The sequence below is a fragment of the Bradyrhizobium sp. TM233 genome, from assembly GCF_036247965.1.
GTDB classification, from domain to species: Bacteria; Pseudomonadota; Alphaproteobacteria; order Rhizobiales; family Xanthobacteraceae; genus Bradyrhizobium; species Bradyrhizobium ottawaense.
Genome location: NZ_BTIG01000002.1, coordinates 201,152 through 226,254, shown reverse-complemented (window position 1 = coordinate 226,254; position 25,103 = coordinate 201,152). Strand labels below are relative to the sequence as shown.

24 protein-coding genes are annotated in these 25,103 nt (G+C 65.7%); 8 read left to right on the top strand and 16 right to left on the bottom strand.

Annotated elements, in window-relative coordinates:
* Nucleotides 1–21 precede the first annotated feature (21 nt).
* The 5 genes from AABA86_RS06955 to AABA86_RS06935 all read right to left on the bottom strand — a co-directional run bounded on the left by AABA86_RS06955 (nucleotide 22) and on the right by AABA86_RS06935 (nucleotide 4,469).
* Nucleotides 22–1,194 carry an acyl-CoA dehydrogenase family protein gene (locus AABA86_RS06955; RefSeq protein WP_338306276.1) on the bottom strand — a complete coding sequence of 391 codons (1,173 nt, stop codon included), beginning with the start codon at nucleotides 1,192–1,194 and terminating at the stop codon, nucleotides 22–24.
* Complete coding sequence (locus tag AABA86_RS06950; RefSeq protein WP_212249747.1) at nucleotides 1,188–1,985, bottom strand: ABC transporter ATP-binding protein; 798 nt, start codon at nucleotides 1,983–1,985, stop codon at nucleotides 1,188–1,190. Before AABA86_RS06950 ends, AABA86_RS06955 begins: the two co-directional genes overlap by 7 nt.
* The gene (locus tag AABA86_RS06945; RefSeq protein WP_212249749.1) at nucleotides 1,979–3,001 is read right to left on the bottom strand and encodes an ABC transporter permease; all 1,023 of its coding nucleotides are present in this window, start codon (nucleotides 2,999–3,001) and stop codon (nucleotides 1,979–1,981) included. The genes AABA86_RS06950 and AABA86_RS06945 overlap by 7 nt, the downstream gene beginning before the upstream one ends.
* Nucleotides 2,979–4,079: an ABC transporter substrate-binding protein gene (locus AABA86_RS06940; protein WP_338306275.1), complete on the bottom strand. Its 1,101-nt coding sequence runs from the start codon at nucleotides 4,077–4,079 to the stop codon at nucleotides 2,979–2,981. Before AABA86_RS06940 ends, AABA86_RS06945 begins: the two co-directional genes overlap by 23 nt.
* 78 nt (nucleotides 4,080–4,157) lie before the next feature.
* Nucleotides 4,158–4,469, bottom strand: a complete 312-nt coding sequence (locus AABA86_RS06935) for a hypothetical protein (protein ID WP_338306274.1) — start codon at nucleotides 4,467–4,469, stop codon at nucleotides 4,158–4,160.
* Between the two features lie 97 nt (nucleotides 4,470–4,566).
* Here AABA86_RS06935 and AABA86_RS06930 point away from each other — a divergent pair, with 97 nt between their 5' ends.
* On the top strand, nucleotides 4,567–5,547 hold the full coding sequence (locus AABA86_RS06930) for an ABC transporter substrate-binding protein (protein WP_338306273.1): 981 nt from the start codon (nucleotides 4,567–4,569) through the stop codon (nucleotides 5,545–5,547).
* A 354-nt stretch (nucleotides 5,548–5,901) separates the two neighbouring features.
* Here AABA86_RS06930 and AABA86_RS06925 read toward each other — a convergent pair whose 3' ends face one another.
* On the bottom strand, nucleotides 5,902–6,348 hold the full coding sequence (locus AABA86_RS06925) for a hypothetical protein (RefSeq protein ID WP_212249756.1): 447 nt from the start codon (nucleotides 6,346–6,348) through the stop codon (nucleotides 5,902–5,904).
* 364 nt (nucleotides 6,349–6,712) lie between these two features.
* On the opposite strand from AABA86_RS06925, the gene glgC reads away from it, so the two are divergent.
* From glgC to AABA86_RS06910, 3 genes are read left to right on the top strand one after another with little or no spacing between them, the layout of a single operon-like run.
* Nucleotides 6,713–7,975 (top strand): glucose-1-phosphate adenylyltransferase, encoded by a 1,263-nt coding sequence (gene glgC / locus AABA86_RS06920; RefSeq protein ID WP_338306272.1) that lies wholly within the window; start codon nucleotides 6,713–6,715, stop codon nucleotides 7,973–7,975.
* Nucleotides 7,972–9,426, top strand: a complete 1,455-nt coding sequence (gene glgA, locus AABA86_RS06915) for a glycogen synthase GlgA (RefSeq protein ID WP_338306271.1) — start codon at nucleotides 7,972–7,974, stop codon at nucleotides 9,424–9,426. Before glgC ends, glgA begins: the two co-directional genes overlap by 4 nt.
* A gap of 37 nt (nucleotides 9,427–9,463) precedes the next feature.
* Nucleotides 9,464–9,724 (top strand): SemiSWEET transporter, encoded by a 261-nt coding sequence (locus AABA86_RS06910; protein WP_028145410.1) that lies wholly within the window; start codon nucleotides 9,464–9,466, stop codon nucleotides 9,722–9,724.
* Between the two features lie 123 nt (nucleotides 9,725–9,847).
* Here the strand turns inward: AABA86_RS06910 and AABA86_RS06905 are convergent, their stop codons facing one another.
* Nucleotides 9,848–10,642, bottom strand: a complete 795-nt coding sequence (locus AABA86_RS06905) for a DODA-type extradiol aromatic ring-opening family dioxygenase (protein ID WP_212249762.1) — start codon at nucleotides 10,640–10,642, stop codon at nucleotides 9,848–9,850.
* Between the two features lie 147 nt (nucleotides 10,643–10,789).
* On the opposite strand from AABA86_RS06905, the gene AABA86_RS06900 reads away from it, so the two are divergent.
* Nucleotides 10,790–10,969 (top strand): hypothetical protein, encoded by a 180-nt coding sequence (locus AABA86_RS06900; RefSeq protein WP_212249763.1) that lies wholly within the window; start codon nucleotides 10,790–10,792, stop codon nucleotides 10,967–10,969.
* A gap of 21 nt (nucleotides 10,970–10,990) precedes the next feature.
* Here AABA86_RS06900 and AABA86_RS06895 read toward each other — a convergent pair whose 3' ends face one another.
* The gene (locus tag AABA86_RS06895; protein ID WP_212249764.1) at nucleotides 10,991–12,466 is read right to left on the bottom strand and encodes a carboxylesterase/lipase family protein; all 1,476 of its coding nucleotides are present in this window, start codon (nucleotides 12,464–12,466) and stop codon (nucleotides 10,991–10,993) included.
* 81 nt (nucleotides 12,467–12,547) lie between these two features.
* A complete protein-coding gene (locus AABA86_RS06890; RefSeq protein WP_212249765.1) occupies nucleotides 12,548–12,796 on the bottom strand; it encodes a hypothetical protein in 249 nt (82 codons plus the stop codon).
* Between the two features lie 189 nt (nucleotides 12,797–12,985).
* On the opposite strand from AABA86_RS06890, the gene AABA86_RS06885 reads away from it, so the two are divergent.
* The 3 genes from AABA86_RS06885 to AABA86_RS06875 all read left to right on the top strand — a co-directional run bounded on the left by AABA86_RS06885 (nucleotide 12,986) and on the right by AABA86_RS06875 (nucleotide 16,473).
* The gene (locus tag AABA86_RS06885; RefSeq protein ID WP_338306270.1) at nucleotides 12,986–15,670 is read left to right on the top strand and encodes a flavin-containing monooxygenase; all 2,685 of its coding nucleotides are present in this window, start codon (nucleotides 12,986–12,988) and stop codon (nucleotides 15,668–15,670) included.
* A 133-nt stretch (nucleotides 15,671–15,803) separates the two neighbouring features.
* Complete coding sequence (locus AABA86_RS06880) at nucleotides 15,804–16,076, top strand: hypothetical protein (protein WP_338306269.1); 273 nt, start codon at nucleotides 15,804–15,806, stop codon at nucleotides 16,074–16,076.
* A gap of 88 nt (nucleotides 16,077–16,164) precedes the next feature.
* Nucleotides 16,165–16,473 (top strand): hypothetical protein, encoded by a 309-nt coding sequence (locus AABA86_RS06875; protein WP_338306268.1) that lies wholly within the window; start codon nucleotides 16,165–16,167, stop codon nucleotides 16,471–16,473.
* A 279-nt stretch (nucleotides 16,474–16,752) separates the two neighbouring features.
* Here the strand turns inward: AABA86_RS06875 and AABA86_RS06870 are convergent, their stop codons facing one another.
* From AABA86_RS06870 to AABA86_RS06840, 7 genes are all read right to left on the bottom strand, one after another.
* Nucleotides 16,753–16,908, bottom strand: coding sequence for a hypothetical protein (locus tag AABA86_RS06870; RefSeq protein ID WP_018319756.1), 156 nt, complete (start codon nucleotides 16,906–16,908; stop codon nucleotides 16,753–16,755).
* Between the two features lie 115 nt (nucleotides 16,909–17,023).
* Nucleotides 17,024–17,542, bottom strand: coding sequence for a septal ring lytic transglycosylase RlpA family protein (locus AABA86_RS06865; protein ID WP_338306267.1), 519 nt, complete (start codon nucleotides 17,540–17,542; stop codon nucleotides 17,024–17,026).
* A 166-nt stretch (nucleotides 17,543–17,708) separates the two neighbouring features.
* A complete protein-coding gene (locus tag AABA86_RS06860; protein WP_338306266.1) occupies nucleotides 17,709–18,878 on the bottom strand; it encodes a serine hydrolase domain-containing protein in 1,170 nt (389 codons plus the stop codon).
* Between the two features lie 174 nt (nucleotides 18,879–19,052).
* Nucleotides 19,053–20,303 carry a DUF1501 domain-containing protein gene (locus AABA86_RS06855; RefSeq protein WP_338306265.1) on the bottom strand — a complete coding sequence of 417 codons (1,251 nt, stop codon included), beginning with the start codon at nucleotides 20,301–20,303 and terminating at the stop codon, nucleotides 19,053–19,055.
* Nucleotides 20,304–20,305: 2 nt separating this feature from the next.
* Nucleotides 20,306–21,781: a DUF1800 domain-containing protein gene (locus tag AABA86_RS06850; protein ID WP_338306264.1), complete on the bottom strand. Its 1,476-nt coding sequence runs from the start codon at nucleotides 21,779–21,781 to the stop codon at nucleotides 20,306–20,308.
* A 143-nt stretch (nucleotides 21,782–21,924) separates the two neighbouring features.
* Nucleotides 21,925–24,441 carry a M56 family metallopeptidase gene (locus AABA86_RS06845; RefSeq protein WP_338306263.1) on the bottom strand — a complete coding sequence of 839 codons (2,517 nt, stop codon included), beginning with the start codon at nucleotides 24,439–24,441 and terminating at the stop codon, nucleotides 21,925–21,927.
* Nucleotides 24,438–24,830: a BlaI/MecI/CopY family transcriptional regulator gene (locus tag AABA86_RS06840; protein WP_028145423.1), complete on the bottom strand. Its 393-nt coding sequence runs from the start codon at nucleotides 24,828–24,830 to the stop codon at nucleotides 24,438–24,440. The genes AABA86_RS06845 and AABA86_RS06840 overlap by 4 nt, the downstream gene beginning before the upstream one ends.
* Nucleotides 24,831–25,103 lie beyond the last annotated feature (273 nt).

Here is a 25,103-nt window from a genome sequence, read left to right as displayed (position 1 = left end):
GATCGTCTCCCTGTTGATCTCTTAGAGCCCGAGCGCAGCGCGGCCGAGGCCGATGCGCGTGGAATCGTCCTGCGGCGTGTGCACGCGCCCGCACAGCACGTCACGATAGTGCCGCTCCAGCGGATTGGCGCGCGAGAGCCCGTGATTGCCGGTGAGTGACAATGCATCCTCGACCACGGCGATCGCGTTGTTGGTGACGGTGAGCTTGATGACGTTGGATTCGCCGGCAGAGAGTCCAACGCCATCGTCGAAATCGCCGGCGAAGGAGGCGATCAGCCGCGCATTGACCGCGAGCCTGGCTTCGATGGCGCCGAGGATCTCCTGTGCGCGGGCCAAGGTCGCGAGCGGCGCACCGAGGCTGGCGGGCACGCGCTGCTTCAGAAACGTGATCAACCAGTCGCGGGCGGCACGGGCAACGCCGTCATAGAGCGCCGCGACGAAGACCGTGTGGACCGTCGCCTGCGTGATATCGAGCGCACGCCAGTCCGCCGGCTTGCGCACGTCGACCTCGGCATCGAGGGGGATCACGACGTCGTCGAAGATGACGTCATGGCTGCCGCTGGCGCGCAGGCCGTGATGGTCCCAGGTCTCGACGATGCGCGTGCCTGGCAGGCCCGCCGGCACCAGGAATTGCCCGACGCGCGGCTCGGCGTCATCGGTCCGCGCCCAGACCAGATACCATTTCAGGATCGGCGATCCCGTCGAATAGATCTTGTGGCCGGAGAGGCGCCAGCCGGTCTCGGTGCGCCGCGCGATCGTCGCCGGCAGGCCGCCGCGCGCCGGCGAGCCCAGCTCCGGCTCGACCCGCAGCGCATTGACCAGCGCAAGGCCCTCGACGCTCTCGCGCGCAAGCTTCCGCGACAGCCGCGCCGGCCAGGTCGGGCTGCGCGCCATCACGAGATGATTGATGTAGTGCATCGACAGCACCAGCGCGGTCGACGGGTCGGCCTTGCCGATGATGCCGATGACGCGCGCGGTGTAGCGCGCACCGGCGCCGGCACCGCCATGGATTGCCGGCACCGTCAGCGACAGCAAGCCCGCTTCGGACAGCTCGCGAAAATTCTCGAAGGGGAAGCTGCCGGTGCGGTCATGCCCGGCCGCGCGTGCCGCGAAACCTTCGGCCAATGCTTCGGCACGCGCGATGTAGTCGGGCTCGCTATGGGCCGTGCGCCCCTTGGCTGCGGATGTCACCATGTGGCGTCCAGCCCCAGCAGGCCGAGGATCTGGCGGCGCAGATCGGCGAGATAGGGATCGCCGCGATGGCGCGGATAGGGCCGGTCGACACGGATGTCGGCCTTCACGCGTGCGGGACGATCGCTGAAGACGATGACGCGGTTGGCGAGCACGAGGGCTTCCTCGGCGTCATGGGTCACGAGCAGCGTGGTAAAACCCTTGCGCTGCCAGAGCGAGACGAGCTCGGCCTGCATGGTGATGCGGGTGAGCGAGTCGAGCTTTCCCAGCGGCTCGTCGAGGATCAGGATCTTGGGATCGTTGACCAGCGCACGCGCCAGCGCGACACGCTGCGCCATGCCGCCGGAGAGCTGGTGCGGATAGGCGTTGCGGAACGACGCCAGTCCGACCAGATCGAGCGCGGCATCGACACGATGACGCTGGCTCTTGAGAATGCCCTGGGCCTCGAGGCCCAGGGCGACGTTGTCCCAGACCGACCGCCAGGGAAACAGCGTCGGATCCTGGAACACGACCACGCGCGAGGGATGCGGGCTCCTGATGCGCTCCTCGTCCTCGCGCAATCGTCCCGCCTTGGGCTTGTCGAGGCCCGCGACGAGCCGCAGCAAGGTCGACTTGCCGCAACCGGAGGGACCGAGCAACGCGACGAACTCGCCCGGCTCCACGGAAATGCTGACGTCGCTGAGAACAGGCAGCTCAGTGCCATCGATGTCGAAGGCGTGACTGACCTGCTCGATGTCGAGCGCGGCGCCGGCAGCCGGGTGTTTGACGGCTTCGGCGAGAGCTGCGGCTACCATTTCACAGTCCCCTTCTGCCAGACCAAGAGGCGATCGCGGATCGCAAACAGTAGCGTGATCGCGCCGGAGCAGAGCAGCGACATCACGATCAGCGCCGCATACATGTTGGCGTAGGCCGCCCAGCCCTGCGCCCATTGCAGGTACCAACCGAGCCCAGCCTTGACGCCGATCATCTCGGCAACGACGAGCACGGCGAAGGACGAACCGAGCCCCATGAACAGGCCGACGAACACGTGCGGCAACGCCGCGGGGATCGCGACCTTCAGCACCAGAAAGGACGGCTTGGCACCGAGCGTGCGCGCGACGTCGTAATAGGCATTGCTGACGCTCGCGACACCAGACCAGGTCAGCACGGTGACGGGAAAGCCCGTGGCCAGCGCGATCAGGAAGGTCGAGGCGCTCCAGCTCGACGGGAACGTGAAGAAGGCGATCGGCAGCCAGGCCGTTGCCGGCAGCGGGCCGATGAATCGCAGCACCGGATGCACCCAATAGCCGACCGCGCGCGACCAGCCGATCGAGACGCCGGTCAGGAAGCCGACCGTAGCCCCGATCAGATAGCCGCCGAGCTGCAGCTTGACCGAGGCGAAGACGCTGTCGAGCAGCTTTGGCAAATCGTCGGTATAGACCTCGATGATCGATTGCGGCGGCGGGAAGAACGGCAGCGGCAGCCAGGCGAACTTTGCCGTCGCGACCTCCCACAGCGTCAGGAAGGCGCCGAGCGCGACCAGCCAGGGTGCGCGCTTATGCAGGGCCCTGCCCGCCGATCCCAGATAGTCGGCACCGACGGTTCCGAACAGCGCGATGGCCGCGATGACGAAGGCGGCGATGCCGAGCGAATGCGTGCGCGACCAGTCGCCGACATCCGCCCACCACAGGCAGGACAGGCCGAAGGCGGTCCAGGCGATGCTGGCGAGCACGCCGACGCCGGATTCCCTCGCCCAGCTCGCCAGCAGCGGCGTGCGGGAAAGACGCGGCGCGCCGGAGGCGAGTCCGTCAGACAGCGAATACGTCGACATAGATGCGCTCCGCGAATTTGGCCGTGTCGGTGCTCGGCTTGAAGACCTGCACGCTCTTGAGATCGTCGGCATAGGCCTTGAGCTCGCGCTTCAACACGTCGCCGACGGGATGATGATGGTGGGTGTGGTAGCGCACCATGCCCTCGATATCGGCGAGCGTGGCCGCCTTCGGCGCGTAGGGCTGGAACGACTTTGCCGCAATCGTCGAATTCTGCGAGGTGAACATCGCGGCATCGAGCAGCGCTTGCGTGATGGCGCGCGCGACCTGCGGCTCCTCCCGCACCAGGCTGCCGCGCAGGCCGAGGATGCAGCAGCTCTTTTCGCGGAATTCGCCGTCGAGATTGGACGCGACCTCCTTGTACTGGGTGTCCTTGAGCCAGAGATAAGCGAGCGGATCAGACGACAGGAACGCCTGCACCTCGCCCTTCTCCACGGCGACGTTGAGGAGGTTGCCGGGATAGGCGCGCCAGTCGACGTCCTTGACCGGATCGATGCCGAGCTTGGCGAGCTGGATCGAGAAGAAGTTCTTGTCGGGGCCGGCGAGATCGCCGACCGCGACGATCTTGCCCTTGAGATCAGCGAGCTTGCTCACGTTGGAGTCGGTGCGCGACAGCACGCGCATGCAGCCGCCATGGGTGCCGGCGGCGATCTTGACGTCAAAGCCCTGCTCCAGCGGCTTCAGCCAGCGCAGCGCCATGCCAAGGCCGGCATCGCTCTTTCCAGTCGCGATGGCTTCGAGCAGCTGGTCGGTCGAGCCGGAATAGTTGACGAGCTCGACGTCGAGATTGTGCTTCTGGAAGAAGCCATGCTCGATCGCAACAGGCACGGGCGCGAGGCAGACGGCGCCGGCATTCCACGACAGTTTCAGCTTGCGAGGCGCGCCGGTGAGCGCGGGCGCGTCGGACGCCGTCCGGCACAGTGGAAACTCCGAGAAGTCGATGCCGGATGCAATCCCGCGCGGCACAAAAGCCTGCGCGCCCAGCGCGCCGAGCGGCGCGGCGAAAGCCGCCGCAAGCCCGGCCTGGAGCAGATGGCGCCGATCGAGACCCCGTCCACCGCGCTTGTCGTCGTTGTTCATCAGTCCCCACTCCTGCGCTGGCACGGCTCCGCCGTCGGCGCAACGCTTCACGTTGCGCATGTTCCGTGCGGAGCTGCGTTAAGAGAAAATTGTTCCGTCGGCGCTTGTCGCGCCGCGTTGATGCGATGCGCAAATCATGCGGCGCGCCCGCCGCATCGTCAATGAAATGGAATTTCGAATGTGATGCGAAGCGAGGTCATTCTCTCCATCGGCGCGCGCGGGAACGATGAAACGATTTTCATGAATGCGGTTGCTCCCGACGATCGCCACGAGCGCGCGTCTGCTTCGATTCCGTGCATCCTTCTCTCGCAAGACCATCGTGTTCTCGCGCGCCGGGATTCGATGAAACGTCCTTGCCTGATGCACGCGCAATACGAACGGCCATTTCATTGACTGCACTTCGCGCGATCATAGACTTGATCGTCTCGCTGCATCGCTCGCTCACGCGTCGTGAGCCAAGTCACAAGCAGGCAACAAGACAGGCTACATGAGCATCAACTCCCACGATCATTCCATCACCCGCCGGCTCGCCGCTTCGCTGTTCGCCGCCGCCATCACGCTGTCGACGGCTGCCGCGTCGTTTGCCGCGGACACCGTCGTGCTGCGCGTCGGCGACCAGAAGGGCGGCAACCGCTCGCTGCTCGAGATCTCCGGTTATGCGAAGGACCTGCCCTACAGGATCGAATGGTCGGAATTCCCCGCGGCGGCGCCGATCCTGGAAGCGCTCAACGCCGGCGCGCTCGACGTCGGCTACACCGGCGATCTCTCCTTCCTCTCGGTCTACGCCGCCGGCGCGCCGATCAAGGCGATCGGCGGCACCAGGTCGGATGCGAAGACGCAAGCCATCCTGGTGCGCCAGGACTCGCCGATCAAATCGGCCGCCGACCTCAAGGGCAAGCGCCTCGCCGGCACGCGCGCCGGCTGGGGCCAGTTCCTGATCGACGCGACGCTGGAGAAGGCGCAGATCAAGCTCGAGGACGCGACCTTCGCGCCGCTCGGCCCGGTCGATGCCAAGATCGCGCTGGTCGCCGGCTCGATCGACGCCTGGGCGGTGTGGGAGCCCTACGTCTCGTTCGCCACGCTGAAGGACAAGGCGCGGGTGATCGCCGACGGCGAAGGCCTGACGCCGACCATCACCTTCATCGTCGCCTCCGACAACGCCATCGCCACCAAGCGCGCGGCGGTGCAGGACCTGGTGCAGCGGCTGAACAAGGCGCGTCTGTGGTCGCTGGATCACGTCTCCGAATATGCCAGGAACACCGCCGAGCTGACCAAACTGCCGGAGGACGTGCTGCTGTCAGCCTATACTGCGCAGCGTACCAGCCCGATCGTGATCGACGAGAACGTGGTGAAGGAGGTGCAGGAAGCCTCCGACCGCTCGACGCGTTACGGCATCCTGCCCAAGAAGCTCGACGTCAGCAAAGCCGTCGACCGCAGCTTTACGGCTGCGGCCGCCGGATCGAATTAACTCCCCAATGGATGACACTTAACACCCCAACATAGATGCGTTCCCTCCCCCCTTGTGGGGGAGGGCTAGGGAGGGGGGTAGTCCAGGAAGAGGTGCGAGTGATGACGCACAGAGGATGGGAGCGCGACGGAAAGAATCCCGGTGTGGCACCCCCCTCCCTGCCCCTCCCCCCTTGTGGGGGAGGGAACGGAGAGAGCGCTGCTGTTGTCCGAACTCAATTCGACTTCAATCCTTCGCACTCAGAATGGAGACGGCCTCGCCTCAAGGCCGGCCCGCTGCATCTCCCCGCGATCGTGCTCGCGCATTTCGCCTGCATGAGCCTGATCGTGTGGCTCTCGCTTTAGCTCTGCGCGATCACCAATATCCGCGATAGTAGGGACGGTAGTACGCGCGAGGCCGGTAATAGCCATAGCGGTAGCCGTAGTACGGACGGGGACGGTAATAGGAACGATATCCATAACCGTAACCCGGACCATAGGCGTAACCCGGTCCATAGCCGCCATAATAGGCGGGCGCATAACCATAGCCATAGCCACCGTAATACGGGCCGCCGCCGTAATAGCCGTAGCCATAAGGCGCGCTGCTGGCGATGGCGCCGCCGATGATTGCACCGGCGAGGAGGCCACCTCCGCCCCATCCCCAGCCGCGACCGCGCCAATGCACCTGCGCGACGTCGTCGCCAACCGCGGCCTTCATGGTCGCGACGTTTGTCGGCAGCGGGGCCGCTGCCGCCTGATGAATTTGGCCGGCCATGACCACGCCGGCGACCGAACAGGCAATTGCCGTTTTCCAGATCCTCATCGACTTGCTCCCTGTCTGACGTTTCGCTTGGAAAAGGATCGCAGCAGCATGATCGGGCATCTTTGCGCCAAGTCAAAGCCCGGATTTTCAAGCCCGGATTGCGTGCGGCGCACAAGCCTCGTCCATGCCTCGCTGCGAGCCGGCCGCCGGCATGCGAAGCGCGCAACGCGCCTGCTCTGCCCCTCGCGACACCGGTGCGATGCCGCAGCCCTGCGGCCAAGGCAAAGCATTAAGCTTGCCGCCTTCGCAACCAACAACCTACTTCACGATTGACTATTCGTACCGTTACTATCGGTTCCAATGGCGCGAGGCTTCTCGCGACAAATAGCCTCGGCCTGCGCCGGGCGTGAGTGGGGAGGATGACATGAGTGCCGCGAGACCCGAGCCGCTTGCCCGTCAGGCGCTGGCGTTCGTCCTGGCCGGCGGACGTGGCAGCCGGCTCCTGGAGCTGACCGACCGCCGCGCCAAGCCAGCCGTCTATTTCGGCGGCAAGTCCCGCATCATCGATTTCGCGCTGTCCAATGCGGTCAATTCGGGCATCCGCCGTATCGCGGTCGCGACCCAGTACAAGGCGCACAGTCTGATCCGGCACCTTCAGATGGGCTGGAACTTCTTCCGCCCCGAACGCAACGAGAGTTTCGACATCCTCCCCGCGAGCCAGCGCGTCTCCGAGAACATGTGGTATGTCGGCACGGCGGATGCGGTCTACCAGAACATCGACATCATCGAATCCCACGCCTGCCGCTTCATCGTCGTGCTGGCCGGCGACCACATCTACAAGATGGACTACGAGGTGATGCTGCGCCAGCACGTCGAGAGCGGCGCCGACGTCACCGTCGGTTGCCTGGAGATGCCGCGGGCGGAATCCTCGGGCTTCGGCATCATGCATATCGACGAGAACGGATGGATTCAGGAATTCCTGGAGAAGCCGAAGGATCCGCCGCCGATGCCGGGCAAGCCGGACGTGTCGCTCGCCAGCATGGGCATCTACGTGTTCGACGCGAAGTTCCTGTTCGAGGAGCTGAAGCGCGACGCCGAGGACCCGAACTCGAACCACGATTTCGGCAAGGACATCATTCCCTACCTCGTCAAGAACGGCCGCGCGATGGCGCACCAATATTCCACCTCCTGCGTGCGTTCCGGCAGCGACCTCCGCGCCTATTGGCGCGACGTCGGCACGGTCGATGCCTATTGGGCCGCCAATATCGACCTCACCGACGTGGTGCCCGAGCTCGATCTGTTCGACAGCTCATGGCCGATCTGGTCCTATGCGGAGATCACGCCGCCGGCGAAATTCGTCCATGACGAGGAGAGCCGGCGCGGCCAGGCCGTGAGCTCGCTGGTCTCGGGCGGCTGCATCATCTCCGGCGCCTCGCTGCGCCGGTCACTGCTGTTCACCGGCGTGCGAATCAATTCCTACGCCAACGTCGAGAACGCCGTCATCATGCCCTATGTCAATGTCGGCCGCGGCGCGCGCCTGAAGAACGTCGTGATCGACCGCGGCGTCGAGATTCCGGAAGGACTCGTGATCGGCGAGGATCCCGAATTCGATGCCAAGCGCTTCCGCACCACCGAGCAGGGGATTTCGCTCGTGACCCAGCCCATGATCGACAGGCTCAATACATGAGGCCTGTTCGCGTCCTCGCGGTCGCTTCCGAAGTCTATCCCATCGTCAAGACCGGCGGCCTCGCGGATGTCGCCGGTGCGCTGCCGATCGCGCTGAAGGCGCATGGCGTCGAGATGCGCACCTTGATGCCGGGCTATCCCGACGTGATGCGGCTCGTATCGAGCGCAGAGGAGATCCGGAGCTGGCCGGATTATTTCGGCGGGCCGGGCCGGCTGCTCGCGGGCTCCCATGACGGGCTCGACCTGTTCGTGCTCGACGTGCCGCATCTCTATGCGCGGCCGGGCAATCCCTATGTCACCACCGAGGGTGTCGACTGGCCGGACAATGGCGTGCGTTTCGCGGCGCTGTCGCGCATCGCGGCCGATATCGGCCACGGCCTGGTCCCCGCCTTCGTGCCCGATGTCGTGCACGCCCATGACTGGCAGGCCGGGCTCGCGCCCGCCTATCTGCACTATGACAACCGCCCGCGGCCCGGCACCGTGATGACCATCCACAACATGGCCTACCAGGGCAAGTTCGCTCCCGAGCTGATCGGTGCGATCGGTCTGCCCTGGCACGCGTTCAACGTCAACGAGATCGAATATTTCGGCGGCATCAGCTTCTTGAAGGCAGGCCTGCAATTCGCCGATCGCATCACGACGGTGTCGCCGACCTACGCGCAGGAAATCCAGAGCGACGAAGGCGGCATGGGGTTCGGCGGCCTGTTGCGCGCACGCGCCAACGTGCTGAGCGGCATTCTCAACGGCATCGACATCTCGGTGTGGAATCCGCAAGGAGATCCGCACATCGCCTACCGCTACGGCGCCCAGGACCTCACCTTCCGGGCCGCGAACAAGGCGGTGCTGCAGCAGCAGTTCAATCTCGATTCCTCCGACGAGGCGCCGCTGCTCGGCGTCATCAGCCGGCTGTCCTGGCAGAAGGGGCTCGATCTGCTGCTCGAGGCCATTCCGACCATTCTGGCCGAAGGCATGCAGCTCGCGCTGCTCGGCAGCGGCGACCGCGATCTCCAGGATCGCTACCAGGCCGCAGCCCGCGCCAATCCCGGCCGGATCGGCGTCGTGATCGGCTATGACGAGATTTTGGCGCACCTGCTCCAGGCCGGATCGGACGCGCTGATCGTGCCCTCGCGCTTCGAGCCGTGCGGCCTGACCCAGCTCTGCGCGCTGCGCTACGGCGCCGTTCCGATCGTCTCACGCGTCGGCGGGCTCGAGGACACCATCGTTGATATCAACGAGGCCGACGCCTCCGGCCGCGATGCCACCGGTTTCAAGTTCGCACCCGTGACGGCGGCTGCCCTCGCCGGCAGCTTGCGCAAGGCCAACACCGCCTTCCACGACAAGCCGACCTGGCGGCGCCTGCAACGAAACGGCCTTGCGACCGACGTCTCCTGGCGCAACCGCGCCGGCGACTATGCCGCGCTCTATCGCGGGCTCATGGCGGAGCGTGCCTGAGGCATGACCGTCGTCGAATCCATGCTATAGAGCCGGCATGGACCCGTTCGTGATCAAGCTGATCGGCTTTGCCGCCGCCACCTGCACCACCGTGGCCTACGCGCCGCAAGCCATCAAGGTGTGGAAGACCCGCTCCACCGGCGACATCTCGCTCGGCATGTTCCTGGTCATGGTGCTCGGGCTGGCGCTCTGGCTGATCTACGGCCTGCTCTCGGGCGATGCGCCGCTGGTCGCCGCCAACGCCATCACCATGCTGCTCGCCGGCGGCATCCTGTTCATGAAGCTGAAATACGGGTGAGGTCGCGGGATGCCGTAGGGCGGATTAGCCGAAGGCGTAATCCGCCACCTTAATGCCGCACGACGGCGGATTACGCCAGCGGACTGCGCTTCGCGCAGCCGCGGGCTAATCCGCCCTACGAATTCATCCAAACACATACGACGCCATCGCCACACCCGCGACCTCGTCGACGAAGACGCGCTTGCCGATATCGCTGCCGGCGGCGCCGGCGGCCACCATCAGCGGCAGCAGATGGTCCTCGCGCGGATGCGCCAGGCGTGCGCTCGGCGCGCTCTCCCAATCGACCAGCATCGCGTTGCGGCGGCCCGCATCCGGGTTGCTGATCGCCTCGTTCAGATAGGCCTCGAAATCATACGAGACCGGCTTGGATTCCGGCCGGTTGAAACCGCGCATGTTGTGATAGGTCAGCCCGCTGCCGACGATCAGGATGCCTTCATCGCGGAGTGAGGCGATCGCCTCGCCGACCCTGATGTGCTCGGCCGCATCGTAAGCAGATTTCAGCGACAGCAGCACGATCGGCATGTCGGCGTTCGGATACATCAGGCCGAGCGGCACGAAAGTGCCGTGATCAAAACCCTGATTGGGATCTTCCCGGCAATCGACGCCCGCGCCGGCAAGCAGCGCCTTCACCCGCGCCGCGAGCTCAGGCCGGCCCGGCGCCGGATATTTGAGGTGATAGGTATGCTCGGGGAAACCGTAATAGTCGTACACCATCGGCGGCTGCGGCGAGGTCGACACGGTGAAGGCATCGGCCTCCCAATGGCCGGTGATGACGAGCACGGCCTTCGGCCTCTCCGGGAGAAGCTGCGGCAACCGGCCGAACTCCGCGGCGGTTTTGGCATATTGCACCCGCCGGTCCTCCATGAACGGCCAGGGGCCGCCGCCGTGCGACAGGAACAGGGTCGGTAATCGCGTCATGGGCTCGTCTCATCGGCACTCTGCGCGCGTGCCCGCGCGCGGCGGCGAGCATAGGCAAACCGGCATGGTTAGCAAGTCGTTAACGATTTGCCGCCCAAAATCCCGGCGTGGCCGAAGCAGTCGGCCTGAAGACAAGTGAGACGTGAGATGAAGAAGTTTGCGCTGGGGGACGTCGTCAACAGTGACAAGGGCCGCCGCGGCATCGTTCGCGCCGCCTTCAAGTCGCGCGAAGGCCAGCAGTTCTACGCCGTCGAGAAGGACGGCGCGATGGACTATCTGGAGGAAGACCGGCTGACGCCGGCGCCCCGCGTCGAGCTCGCCGCTTAAGCCCATCCATTTTCTGTCGCGCTAGCGCGCGAGCCGGTCGAGACGCTCGGCGAAGGGATCGTCGCCGCTCGCGATGCGATCGTTCGTGATCAGCAGCAGGCGATCGCGGCCTGCCGCGGCGTCCCAGCGCGGCAGACCGGGACCGTTGGGATCGCCGCTCCTGGCGAAGTTGATCCAATAGGACCGCATGCGGCTTGCGACCTCGCGATCAGCTCGCGAGAGGATACCCGCTCCGGGCACGCCTTCCGCACCGAAGATGAACTGCAGCTCCCGCCCGTGCCCGGTCCCAGGATTGGCACGACGCGCCTCGGGCACGTAGGCGAAGCGATAGCGGAAGGTCGCCGCGCCGCTTGCGGCATGCAGGCGCGCCAGCAGCCTTGCAGGCTCGGAAAAGACCTTGTCGGTGAAGAACCTCGCCGCAAGATCCGAAGGCCTGGCGAGAGAAGGCTTGGCGAGATCGGGATAGAGCTTGCGCAGCTCATCGCTTGTCAGGCCTGACGCGGCAAGCTCTTCCCTGGTATCGAACTCGCCGTCGAAACCGGTCTCGTCGTCGTTCGAGCCGATCATCAGGGGAATGCGGCTTTGGTGTCCGGCCGCAAAGCCTGCCGCGATATCCTCGGTCACCAGAGCTCCATCCACCATCGGCGCGAAGCCGTGCCGCGATTGCTCCAGCAGACGGCTCTCGGCGGCAAGCAGGCGTCGCGGTTCGGCAGCGCGCAAATCCGCCTGCGGTCCAAGCGCCGCCACGAACTGCCGGCCCATCGCCTGCGCGTCCTGCGCCGAACGCAGCGGCGCGCGACCGGGCACCGATTGCAGAATGACCTTCTGGAACAGATCGCGCGACTGCGCGGACAGCATCAGAAGCGCGATCGATGTCGCGCCTGCGTCGCAGCCGAACAAGGTGACATTATCAGGATCGCCGCCGAAGGCCGCGATGTTGTCATGAACCCAATGCAGCGCGGCGATCTGGTCCATCAGGCCGTAATTGCCGGAGCCGCTGTCCGTCAACGCGGGATGAGCGAGCCAGCCGAGCGCGCCGAGGCGATAATTTGCGGTGATCACGATGAGGCCGGCCTGCGCCAGCCTGGCACCGTCGAACAGCCGCTCATTCGCGGTGCCGCCGACAAATCCGCCGCCATGGATGAACATCATCACCGGCAGCGGGCCGTCGACCCCGAAGGGACGGAACACGTTCAGCGTCAGGCAATCCTCGCTCGCATCAGGCAACGCCGGCTGAAGGCACGGCGCGCCGTAATCGTAGGCGGTGTGCATCTCCGAACTTTCGGGCGTCGGCTGCGGCGGGCGCCAGCGCAGCGCGCCGACCGGCGGCGCCGCGTAGGCCAGTCCCTTGAACGAGGCTATCTCACCTTCGACGGCGCCGAGCATCTGTCCTTCACGCGTCAGCGCGAATGGAAACTGTCCGACCGGCTGCGCTACGGCCGAGCCGGCGCAACACAGGACAATGGAGGCCGCAAGAAGCGCGAGCACGGATCGCATCTTCGGTGCATCTCGATGCGCGGAACGGTTTCCTGCAGGTTACGTCCGCGGCCGTCGGCGGGGCAAGCCTGCCGGCTCACACTAACTGCGCTTTGCGAGAATCGCCGCCAGCGCGTGCCGCGCGACGATGCCGAGCTCGCCGAGCGTGGAGTGCCCGGCCTGCGCTGCCTCGATCAGGCGCTCGGCGATGAACCTGCGGCTGTCGTGATCGCCGCCATGCGGCAATTGCCGGCACGTCTCCTCCAGGACGACGTCCATGTTCGCTTTAGTCCGCTCACTCAACTCTGTCATGACGCCCGGTCGGTACGCGTGGCTTGTAACCGCAAGCATACACAGGCGGATCGGGCATGATTAGCCCGGGCAATCACGGCCATTGTGCATCGCGGTGCGTGTAGTGCCGCAAGGTTCACGCGGCCACGATGACGCCGCAAACGCCTACCCAAGATTGCACTTGCTGTGATGACAAGCCGTGCATGTGGCGATAGCCTGCCGGCAAAACAAAACATACGGGAGGATGCCATGCCTGACGCGATGGTTGCTACACGTGCCTCCGAGGAGCGCGGAACCGCTCAGCAGGTCGACGTCGCCGTGGTCGGCGCCGGATTTGCCGGCCTCTATCTCCTCCATCGCCTGCGCAAGGCCGGCTTTAGGGCGGTCGGCCTCGAAGAGGCCGGCGATGTCGGCGGCACCTGGTATTGGAACCGCTATCCGGGCGCGCGCTGCGACATCCAGACCATCGACTACAGCTACACGTTCGATCCGGAGCTCGAGACGGCCTGGACCTGGTCGGAGAAATACGCGACCCAGCCCGAAATCCTGCGCTATCTCGGCTTCGTCGCCGACCGCTACGACCTCAGGGGCGACATCCGCTTCGGGACCAAGGTCACCGAAGCCAAATGGGACGAGAAGGCCGAGCGCTGGCAGTTGACCACCGACAATGGCCGACCGGTCTCCTGCCGCCATTACATCATGGCCACCGGCTGCCTCTCGGCGCCCAAACCGCCGGAGATCGACGGCGTCAAGGATTTCAAAGGCGAGGTCTATTTCACCGGGCGCTGGCCGCATGGCGGCGTCAATCTCGCCGGAAAACGCGTCGCCGTGATCGGCACCGGCTCGTCCGCGATCCAGTCGATCCCGCTGATCGCCGAGCAGGCCGCGCATCTGACCGTATTCCAGCGCACGCCGAACTTCGCACTGCCGGCGCATAACGGGCCGGCGCCGTCCGACCGCATGAGCCTGCTGCAGGCCGATCGCCTAGCCTATCGCGAGCAGGCGCGCCAGTCGATGGCCGGCGTGCCCTATCCGCAGCAGATGGCGGTGAGCTGGCAATTGAGCGACGCCGAGCGCCGCGCGCGCTTCGAGGAAGCCTGGGGCAAGGGCGATCTCGTCTATATCCTGACGCAGCTCTGGGCCGATCAGGCGGTCGATGTCGACGGCAACAAGCTGATCTGCGATCTCATCCGCGAGAAGATCTCGGCGGCCGTGAAGGATCCCGAAACCGCTGCGGCGCTGATGCCGCACGACCACCCGTTCGGCGCAAAACGTCCCTGCCTCGATACCAACTACTATGCCACCTACAACCGGCCGAACGTCACGCTGGTCAATCTGCGCCAGGAGCCGATCAAGGCGATCACGGCCAGCGGCATCTCCACGAACAGCCGCAGCGTCGACGTCGACGTCATCGTGTTCGCGACCGGGTTCGACGCCATGACCGGCGCGATCCGCGCCGTGCATCCGATCACCGGGCGCGGCGGCAAGTCGCTGACCGATGTCTGGGCCCAGGGGCCGCAGACCTATCTCGGGCTGACGGTCGAAGGCTTTCCGAACTTCTTCATGATCACCGGGCCCGGCAGCCCGTCGGTGCTGTCGAACATGGCGGTGTCGATCGAGCAGCATGTCGATTGGGTGGTCGACCGGCTGGCCGCACTGCGCGATGCCGGCTTCACCACGATCGAGCCGACCGAGACGGCGCAGGCCGGCTGGGGCCGGCACATGGCGGACTGTTCGATGGTGACGCTGCATCGGCTCGCCAACACCTGGTACACGGGCGCCAACGTCCCCGGCAAGGTGCAGGGCCTGATGCCCTATACCGGTGGCGTCGGCCCCTATCGCAGCATCTGCGACGAGGTGGTCAGCCGCGGCATGCTTGGTTTCAAGCTCACCGGCCCCGGCGGCGCAGAGCAATGCAATGACGGCGAGGTGGTGCGGCTGCAGCCGGATGTGCGGCTGGTGCTGAACCTGCTCGCATCGCTGAACCTGCCGCAGATCGAGTCGATGGGCGCGCTCGGCGCGCGCGAGTTCGTGAACGAGTTCAACAAGGGCCGCCCCGCCGGGCGGCCGATCGGCGATATCGTCGACGGCACACTGCCCGTCACCGATGGCGCGCTGCCGTACCGCGTCTACAAGCCGGCAACGCCGGGACCGCATCCGGTCGTGATCTATTTCCACGGCGGCGGCTGGGTGCTCGGCGACGCGCAGTCGGACGAGCCGTTCTGCCGCGACATGGTGCGGCGGACCGGCATGATGTTCGTCAGCGTGGGCTATCGCCACGCCCCCGAGCATCGCTTCCCGACGGCGGCCGAAGACGGCTATGCGGCCACGCGCTGGATCGCCGAGCACGCCACTGAGCTCGGCGGCAAGCCGGGCCCGGTGCTGGTTGCGGGCTGGAGCGCCGGCGGCAACATCGCCGCCGTCACCTGCCAGCTCGCACGCGACCGTGGCGGGCCGGAGATCGCCGGTCAGCTCCTGATCTGCCCGGTCACCGACTGCAGCTTCGATCGTCCCTCCTACAACGACAATGCGACGGGCTATTTCCTGACGCGCTCGCTGATGTACTGGTTCTGGGACCTCTACTGCTCGCCAGCCGACCGCACCGATCCGCGCGTCTCGCCGCTGCGCGGCAAGGTCGATAGGTTGCCGCCGGCGTTCGTGACGACCTGCGAGTTCGATCCGCTGCGCGACGAAGGGGTCGCTTATGCCGAAGCGATGTCGGCCGCAGGCGTCCCGGTCGAGCAGCTCAGGGCGCACGGCCATTTCCACTCGTCCTTCACCATGGTCGATGTGGTGATCACCGGGGTGCCGGGCCGGGTGCAGATGGCGGAAGCCTTGCGGCGCTTCGCCGGGCTGCCGCCGGAGGTCAGCCGCGGCGACGAGCACGGCCACGGTCTAGCCAGCCCGGGGCACAAGATCGCGGCGGCGAGCTGATCGCGACAACGCGGCCGGGAACCTTTTCCCGGCTGCTGCGTTTTCGGCGTTGTGGCATTGAGATGCAGCGACAGGTGTGGGCCCCGGCACGCAAATCCGCGTGCTGGGATGTTTTTGTGCGTGAGGCAGAGCGATGGGAGACGTGGTTGCGGAGTCAAAGGTCGATTTCGGTGCGCTTGCGGCCCTGCATAAATGGCCGTCGCTGGCAAACGAGCGCCGGCCGGACCGGGAGCCTTACCAGATCAGTCAAGGCACCCTCGACGAGTGCATCTCGGCCTTCATGAAGAAGCCGGCCGCGACCCGGCATCTCTATGAGATCCGCACCGTGGCACAACCGCCCCTCGTGACAGGCATCCTCTCGCCCGAACACGTCATCGAGCTTTCGCGCTGGAGAGAATTTCTCTGACGATTCCCAGAAGCTGGTTGAGCTCAGGAACTTTCTTCCGGATTTTCCCGTTAGTGATTATCGGAAGTAAAGGCGTGAGTGCCCCCAGATGCTCCAAGCCGCCCTGCCGCCCCCGGTCGTGCCCTACGGCGCAGACCAAACCCTGTTCGTGGTGATCGATCGCCTCAATGAGGCAACGGTGATTCGCATCGAACGGAGCGATCTCGAAGCCACGATCGGCGAGCTCGTCGCGGGTTGCTTCAACGACCCCATCAAGGTGATTTCGTTCAACACGCTCGAACACTGGATGAAGGACATCTCGACCGATGTTGCCGGCGAGATCCGGGCGCGCTGCGATATCGACGGCGTGACGATGCCCGATTATCTCAGCGACTTCGTCGAGAGCCACTCATACTGAGCGTTGCGCCATCCGGTCGGAAGGAGCGCTAAGCCGTTTTACGCATCGACAAAAAAGCGCCGCTTCCGCGGCGCTTTCATGTGATCCAGTCACCTCAGTGATGCCAGAACAATGCCAGCAGCAGAACGATCGGCAGCGGCACGCCAAGCAACCAAAGCAAAGCACCTCGTCCAAAACCCATGATGTCCTCCTCTTCAATCACTGTCATGACGCAGGAAAAAGGAAGAAGTTCCGCGCCTCGCAGCGAGGGCGAATGCGCTCAGAGCATGGATGCAGGAGTTAAGCGCGGCGGTGCTTGCCGGCGATGACCTCGATCTCGCGGCGGCGCTCGCCCGCGAAGGTCAGGAGCCTTTCGATCGTCAGCGTATCCGTGATCCGTTTGGCGAGCCTCTCGGCGCGCGCAGCCTGATCTTCGAGATACTGGATCGTATTCAAGCGCCGCCTCCCCAGAAGACCCCGAACCTGGAGCCCCGAATTGTTGGACGCCCATGGTGCGACAGAGCGGCTAACAGCCGGTTAAGTGCGGGAATCGATCTCGACGGACCGGGCCTCATTGCACGACGTCGAGCCGGACATTGGTGATGCCCCTGTCGACCATGCCGAGCGCCTCGGCCGCGGAAGGCGAGACGTCGACCACGCGTCCGCGGATGTAGGGACCGCGGTCGTTGACCCTGACGGTCACGAAGCGGCCGGAGGAAACGTCGGTGACGCGCAGCTTCGTGCCGAATGGCAGGGTCGGATGGGCCGCGGTCAATTCGTTCTTGTCGAACTTCTCGCCGCTCGCAGTCTCCGTATCCGAATAGAAGCTGGCAACGCCGTGCGAGGCCGCTTGCTTTGCATCGCCATCGGGAATGCGCACCCGGCTGACCGGCCTTGGATGCAGCGCCGCCACCCGGTGCGGCCGCTCGACCGCGGCCTGCCGGCCGGTGGCCGCGAGATCGGCCTTCTGGCGGCCAACCGGCGATTGCGCACAGGCGGCGAGCGAGGCGGCTCCGACGACGGCCAGCAGCAGCCGGCTCGAGGTTGCCAGTGAAATCCGGGCAGTTTCGGCACGTGCAATGCAAGACATGATGCGCCCTCCGAACGATGCCGAGTTTCGGTGGGCAATGAGGGCAGAACCTTGTCGGAACAAAAGCGGGCCTGGGGCCGCCGCCGTTTCGCGTCAACTGTGTCGATTCCACCACAGTGACGCGTCCTGAATCGGGACAAGCTGCCCCCCGGTGGCCGGCTCCAGCTCAGGCCGGAGGCGGGATCGCGCGCAGGACGTCCCTGAATATGCCGAACTGGAGTTGAAACGCTTTCGGGCTGTAGTCCTGATAGTGACCCGCAGTCACTGCGACGACGAGATCGAGCTCCGGGACGATGCGGATCGACTGCCCGCCGCGCCCCAGCGCGCCGAGCCAGGCGACCTTCCGGTCATTGAGGCGCGTTTGGCCGCGCCACCACAGATATCCGTAGGATTGATCGTCCGTCGCCTTGATCTTCTCTGCCGTCGAAGCCTCGATCCACGCCTTGGAGACGATCTGGCGGTCGTTCCATCGGCCGCCCGCAAGCACAAGCTGGCCGATCTTGGCCATGTCGCGCGGCCGTAGACGCAATCCTCCTCCAGCATCGGTATCCCCCCTGTACCGCCCCCATGCCGGGCCGGTGATACCCAGAGGCTCGAACAAATTCTCGCGCGCGAATTCGTCGAGGGGACGTCCAGTCGCCTTGCGGATGATGGCCGACACCAGCGTGAGCGCGCCGGTGTTGTAGAAGAACTCTTGCCCCGCGGCGGCTGTCACCGGAAGACCAAGAACGTAGCGACACGGATCCCATGCCATGTGCATGCGCGCCTCGTCATTGTCGTAGTCTCCCGTTGCGGGCGTCGCCTCGACCCACTTCAGACCCATCGACATGGTGAGCACGTGCGCCAGCCGGATGCGGTCCTTTTCAGGAGAACGCAAGTCGGACAGCTCGGGAAAAAAGCTGAAGATCGGCTCGTCGACGCTGCGTATCAGCCCGCGATCGATCGCGATCCCAACCGCGAGGGAGGTGACGCTCTTCGACACCGATTTCATGTCATGCAGTGTAGCGGCATCAAAGGTGACCGTTTCCACCCGGCGGCCGTAGATGTGGCCGGGTATCTCGTCAGAGCCCTTGAAGTATCGCTCGAACGCCAGCTTGCCGTTGCGGGCGACCAGCACTGCATGAATATTGGCATCGCTCGATGCGAGCCGATCCCCCATCCTGCATAGCGCGTCGCGGTCGACGAGCCCATCGTCATTGACGGAGCCGGCAGGCCAGCCATCTTCCCGCTCGAGCGGAACACCGCAGCCGCCAGATGGCTCCGCATACACTGGCGGAGCGGAGAGCGGCGCCAGCGCGGCTGCCCCGAGAAATGAAATGAACCGCCGGCGTCTCATCCAGGCTTCTCGTCACACCCTTTGCGAGGCGGGGCAAATGTTGACGCGAGTCTCGCCGGACTCTGCCCCCTCTTTGAGAATACGCGCAAACTCACGCCAATAAAGCCTTCGCCAGGTCGTCTTCAAGCTGGCGAGAAAATCGAGCTCTCGTTGTGTCAGCATGCACATCGCGCTTCAGGCCACAAGGCCCCCCATCGGCTTGATGTCTGCGCTGCCGGGGAAGACCAGATCGGCCAGCACCTTCTCCTCGACGCGCAGATGATCCCTGAGCAGGCCCTTGAGCACGGCGCGCAGATCTGTGGTCGGCTTGAGGTCGCGATCCTCGAACAGCTGCGCCGGCTTCAGCCCCGGCCAGTCCGCGATCACGCGACCGCCGGCGAGCCCGCCGCCGATCAGGAACGCGACCGTGCCGGTGCCGTGATCGGTGCCCTGCGTGCCGTTGATGCGCGCAGTGCGGCCGAACTCGGTGACGACGGCAACGACGGTCTCCTTCCAGGCTTCGCCCATGTTGCTCTCGATCGCGGCGAAGGCGCCGTCGAGCGCGCCGAGCAGATTGTAGAGCTGACCAGATGCTGCGCCTTCGGCGATATGCGTATCCCAACCGACGAAGCCCATGGCGCCGACGCGCGGACCATCGGGCTTGGCAAGATAGCGCGCGGCGGTGCCGGCGGCGTCGGCGAAATAGGCGCGTACGCGCGCGATGCCCGGCGGCGCCAGGGTCGGATCGTCCGACATGGCATCGCCCGCGCCAGGTGCCCCGCTGAGCGAAGCGAGCTTCATGCGCGCCTGCAGCACGGTCGCGAGCTTCGGGTCGGTGTGCTGGTAGAGATCGAGCAGGCGGCTCTGTGTATCCTCGCTCGCCGGCAGCAATTTTTGCGGCACCCAAGTCATGACCGGCGCCGAGCCGCGCACCACCAGCGGTGTCACCGAGCCGATCCCGAGCGCGCGGCTGCCGCGCGGATCGACGCGGCCGCCGGATTCCAGCGCGAGCAGCGCGCGGTTGAGCCATCCCGAACTGGTCATACCGGGCTTGACGAGCCCGCTCTCCAGCACGTCCTGGCCATCGAAATGCGAGCGCTCGCGATAGGGCGTCGCAACTGCGTGGACGATCGCGGCCTTGCCGCCTTTGTAGAGGCGGTGCAAATTCGGCATCGCCGGATTGAGCGCGAAGAAGGCATCGAGCGGCAGCGCCGGCGGCTTGCCGTCCAGCACCAGTGCGCGATCGCCGCGTAACGAGATCCAGTCGGGATCGCCGACCGGCGCGACGGCGCCGAGGCCGTCGAGCGCGCCGCGAAGAACGATGACGAGCAGACGCGGATCGCGGCCTTCGGCGCGCGCAATCCTTGGCATCTGGCTCCATGCGAACAGCGCACCGGAGCCGACCAGAAGCTCGCGCCGCGTGGGCAAATGATTGACGAAGCCCATGCTCACCTCCTCTGAAAATCCGACGACATGAACAGCAGCGCCAGCGCCTGCTGCCGGCTCTCGGCGCGGCCGACCGCCTGCTTCACCTCGGGCGCGATCTGCGATGCGAAGACGTCCTCGATGATGGCTTGCGGATCGGCCATGCCGGTGATGCGTTCGGCAAAATTGTTGGCGACGTCGAGCCGCCGGCCGACGCCGTCGATCCAGCTCGCCTCGTCGTCCGGATAACCCTTGGGCGCGGGCGGCCGCCACAGCGCCTCGCCCAGCAGTTCCTGGCCTCCGGTGAAGCGGACGGGATCGACCACCGTGATGCCGGTTGCGCGCGCCATGCCGACGACCCATTCGCCCGGACGCTTGAGCTTTGACGGCGGACCGCGCCACGCCTCGTCCGACGACACCATCAGGGTCGCGACCTGCTTGAGATCTCCGTCGGTGTCGCGAAACGCCTTCGCCATCTGCTCGACCAGGGCCGGCGGCGGCTCGTCGGCGACGAAATGGCGCGCAAGCTTGGTCGCGACATGGGTCGCGGTTGCCGGATGCGCGGCGAGATCGCGCAGCACGGCGCGCCCCTGCTCGACGTCGTCCTGCTCATAGCGCTTGCCGAGCACGGTCTGTCCGCCGGGCTCGTGCAGCCGCGGATTGAAGGTGAAGTCGCCGCCGTGCTGGGGATCGGCCCCCGGCGGCACCAGCGTCCAGCCGGTCAGCACGTTGGCGAAGCTGATGACGTCGTCCTGGGTGTAGCCGGTGCGCACGCCGAGCGTATGCAGCTCCATGATCTCGCGGGCAAAGTTCTCGTTGAGGCCGCTGCTGCGGTTGATGCCCGCGGTCGAGTTCGCCCCCATCGAACCGAGATTGTCGAGATAGAACAGCATCGCCGGATGGCCTTCGACAGCCAGCAGGAGATCGACGAACCGGCCAAGCGCATTGGCGCGAACCGCCTCGCGTTCATAGGCGCCGGACATGCTCTGGATCCGGTTGGCCGAGACGCAGAAATGATTGGACCAGAACCAGACCAGCCGCTCGGCAAAGCCGATATCGGCAGAGAGCGCCGCCTCCGTGCGCAGCTTGGCCTCCTGCAGATACATCGGACGTCCGGGATCGGGAACGGCGTCGGCCGCCTGCTTCGCCGCCATCTCGGCGGCGTCCTTGTCCTCGTTATAACCCTGCGCTTGCCCGTCGGGCTGCGCCTGAGCTTGGTCGCTCGAAGCAACGGTCGCTATGGCCATTTTCTGCTTCTTCGCCTGTTGCTGCGCCTGCTTGGCGCGCGCCGCCCGCCGCGCATTGGCATCGGCCACGGTGCGATAGGCTTTCGCACTGGAGGGCAGACCGTTCGCCGCGGTGAGCGCGAGCGGACGGTCGAGTTCGGCGATCAGCGCGCCGCGCGGGTCGCTCCCGAGGGCGGCAATCGATCCCGGCCGCGGCCCCATCCCGAAGCGATGGAGCGCCAGCACGGCTTCGGCCTTTGCGGAATTGCTCATGGCGGATGCCCACTTCTTCGAGCCCGCCCGACGGTGTCGCTCGGGGCTACGAATTGTAATGCTACGGATCGTAGCATTCGCAGGACTGGCAGACAAGCGGAGATTGAAACACCTCCATCAAGACATCGGGAGCGGCGCTGCCGCTAGAAATTCGGCCCGAGCGCGATCTTGGTGATGGTGTCGTTCCTGACCCCGATGCGCCATTCCGCCGAGCCGTTGGCGAACTGGGCGATGTAGATGTCGCTGTCGAGCGCGGTGACGCCGCGGAAGGAGACCGCACGCAGCGCACCGAGCCGCGCCAGGATCGCCTGGTCGAACGGCAGCTGCTGACGCGTGATATCAGCCACTTCCGCGGTCATGTGCTCGTAGTCCGGCTGTCCTCTGCCGACGCCCTCGATATAGCGGCGCAGCATCGCCTCGCCGTTGGCGATCGGAACGGCGCGGCGCGCGGCGCGCCCCGGACGCGCGCCGAGGTTCGAAGCCTCGACATTGTGGAAGCGCGTCTGCCGGCCCGGCACCAGGATCTCCAGACACCGTCCCGACTTGTCGGCAATCATCCAGGGATTGTTCACGGTGGTCGTGGCGGCCCAGGTCATGTTGGGCCTGACGATCTGCGTCTTGCGATTGCCGTCCGCATCGAGATTGAACAGCTGGATGTCGTCGCCCATCTCGTTATAGACCATGATCCTGATCGGCGAGGTGCCGGCACGGCCGCGCACGCCCGCCTCCTCCGCGCAAGGCACGATGCCGCCGAGCTCGTCATTGCCGTCGGCCCGGAACAGCACGTCGCCGGCCTTGCCGTCGGGCTCGAGCAGCAGGCGGAATTCGGCCGTGCCGTTCTCGAACTTTGCGCCATAGATGTCGTAGCCGCCAGGCCCGACGCCGCGGAAGAACAGCGACTCCACCGCGCCGAGAGCGACGAACGTCGCGTGCAATTCGTCGACCTGACGGTGGATCTTGGCAGCGAACGGTGCACTCATCCGATCGTAATTCGGCGTGCCATGGCGCAGGTCTTCGATTCCACGCAGGATCATCTCCTTGCCGCCGGCGACGGGAACCTGCTCGCGGAAGCGATCCGGCACCTCCGCGACACGGCGCGCGAAGTCGGCCTCGATCGCCTGCGCCGCTGCCGCGTCGATCCGCGATGCGAGACGGGCGCCGAAGACCGCGTTCTGGACCAGCACGCGCGAAACCTTGGCCTGGTCATCACGCAGGAAGATCAGGAGATTGTCGCCACGGATCGAGAAGACGTCGGCACCTTCGGCGAGGAGCGCCGCACGGCCCTGCACGGTTTCCTGCACCTGGAGCCGATCCCCGTCGCGGCGCACCGTGAGCACGCGGTTCGGCGCGACCCTGTACCAACCGACATACTGATCGAGCGGCGCCGGACCTGCGGCCGCCGTCGGCATCTCGGCGACACGAACTGCGCGAATGTCGCGGCCGTTCATGCGCAGTGTCAGCTCGGAGGAGCGGCGCTCCGCATCAGCTGAGAACGTGATCTCGCCGGACGAGGCTGCGTAGGACGCCGTGCCGTCATTGCCGACCGTCAGGCGCAGCCTGCGCTGGCCGGTGAGCTGGCCATAGACCTCGTCGCCCTCGCGGAAGATGGCGAACACCGAGGCCGGACCCATGGCGTAGAAATTGACGAACGGGCGGTAATGCTGGGCAGGCACCTCGCCGGCATCCGCGGCCAGGGGCGCCGCATCCGGCGTGCGATAGGCGATCATGCCGGCGGACACGATCACCACCGGGACGATCGCAGCCGCGATCCATACCCGCTTGCGCCAGCTGACCGCCACGGGCATCGCCGCAGCCGCGATGATGCGCTCGACACGGGCGCGCACGGTCGAGGCCCGCGCCATCGCAAGCTCGACCGGCCGCGGTTTCACGGTGCTGGCAAAATCGAGCAGGATTTCCGCATAAGACAGCCGGTCGTCGATCACCTCGATCGCCTCGGCGTCGCTGATGATCTCGGCGAGCTCGGCAAGGCGCGCGAGCTGCCACCACGAGAACGGGCTGAACCAGAACACCGCGCGGTTGAGGGATGCCAGCAGGAGGACGTAGAAATCGCGATTGGCGACATGCGCGCCTTCATGGGCGAGCACCGCGAGGCGCTTCTTCGCGTCCCAGCCGGCGAATTGCGGCGGCACCAGAATGGTCGAGCCGAAGGTGACGGGGCCGCCGACATCGCGGCTGACGCGCACGTCGGCGTCGATCATCTGCAGGCTCTTGATCGGCTTCGCCGCGCGCCTCAGACGCCAGGTCAGACAGAGCCCGGTCGCGAGCCGCAGCAGCAACAGGCCGGCGACGCCGGCATAGATGATGGTGGCAACGAGCCACCAATTGATCGAAAGCCCGCCTTTGGCTTGCGGCGCGATAGCAATGCCGGGCGCGACTGGCAGAGCGGGCTGCGGCGTCTCCAGCATCGAGATGTCGGCGGGGAGGAAATCATCCGGCACGGCGACCGGCAAAGGCAGTCGGGTGATCGTGAGCGTCGGCCAGTGCATCACGAAGGGCATCGCCAGCGACGCCAGCAGCACGACGACCCAGGCCGTCATGTGAACGTGCGGATTGCGCACGCGAAACAGGTTGAGACCGAACCAGACGACGCCTCCCAGCACAAGGGAGCGCAGTGCCGCCTCCGCCAGAGTTGCGATCATTCCTTCTTCACTCCCCTCGCCTTCTTCGCCTTGGCCACCTGGTCGGCCAGCGTGCGCAATTGCTGCTGGTCGAGCATCTTGTTGTCCACCATGCCGACGAGGACCTCTTCCATCGAGCCGTTGCAGAACCAGTCGACGATGCGCTGCACCGCCTTGGCCGCAACCCGCGAGCGCTCTTCGGCCGCGTGGTAGACATAGGTGCGTCCGTCCACGGTGTGATTAGCATAGCCCTTTTCTTCGAGCCGGCGCAGCACCGTGCGCACCGTCGATTCCTTCAGACGCCGGGACAACCGCTCGCGCACGATTTCGGCCGTGACAGGACCATGGGCCCAAACCAATTGCATGACCTCGTGCTCGAGGTCGCCCAGCTCGGGCAAACGATCGTCCATGGCGGCTTACCTTGCGGATTGAGTTTCTTGTAACGCTACAGACTGTCGCATATGCGGCCGCGCGACACAACGGCGATTCCACCTGTGATGGTGGCGCCGGGCTGACCTGGAGCATGAATGGGATCAGGTAGCGAACGCCGCCGCGAGGAAGGTTTGCTCCCTCCCCCGCTTGCGGGGGAGGGCTGGGGACAGGGCTTCTCCGCAATCAAGAAACCCCAAAAGGAGACAGCCCTCACCCGGCACTCGGGACGATGCTGCGCGTCGCCCGGAGAC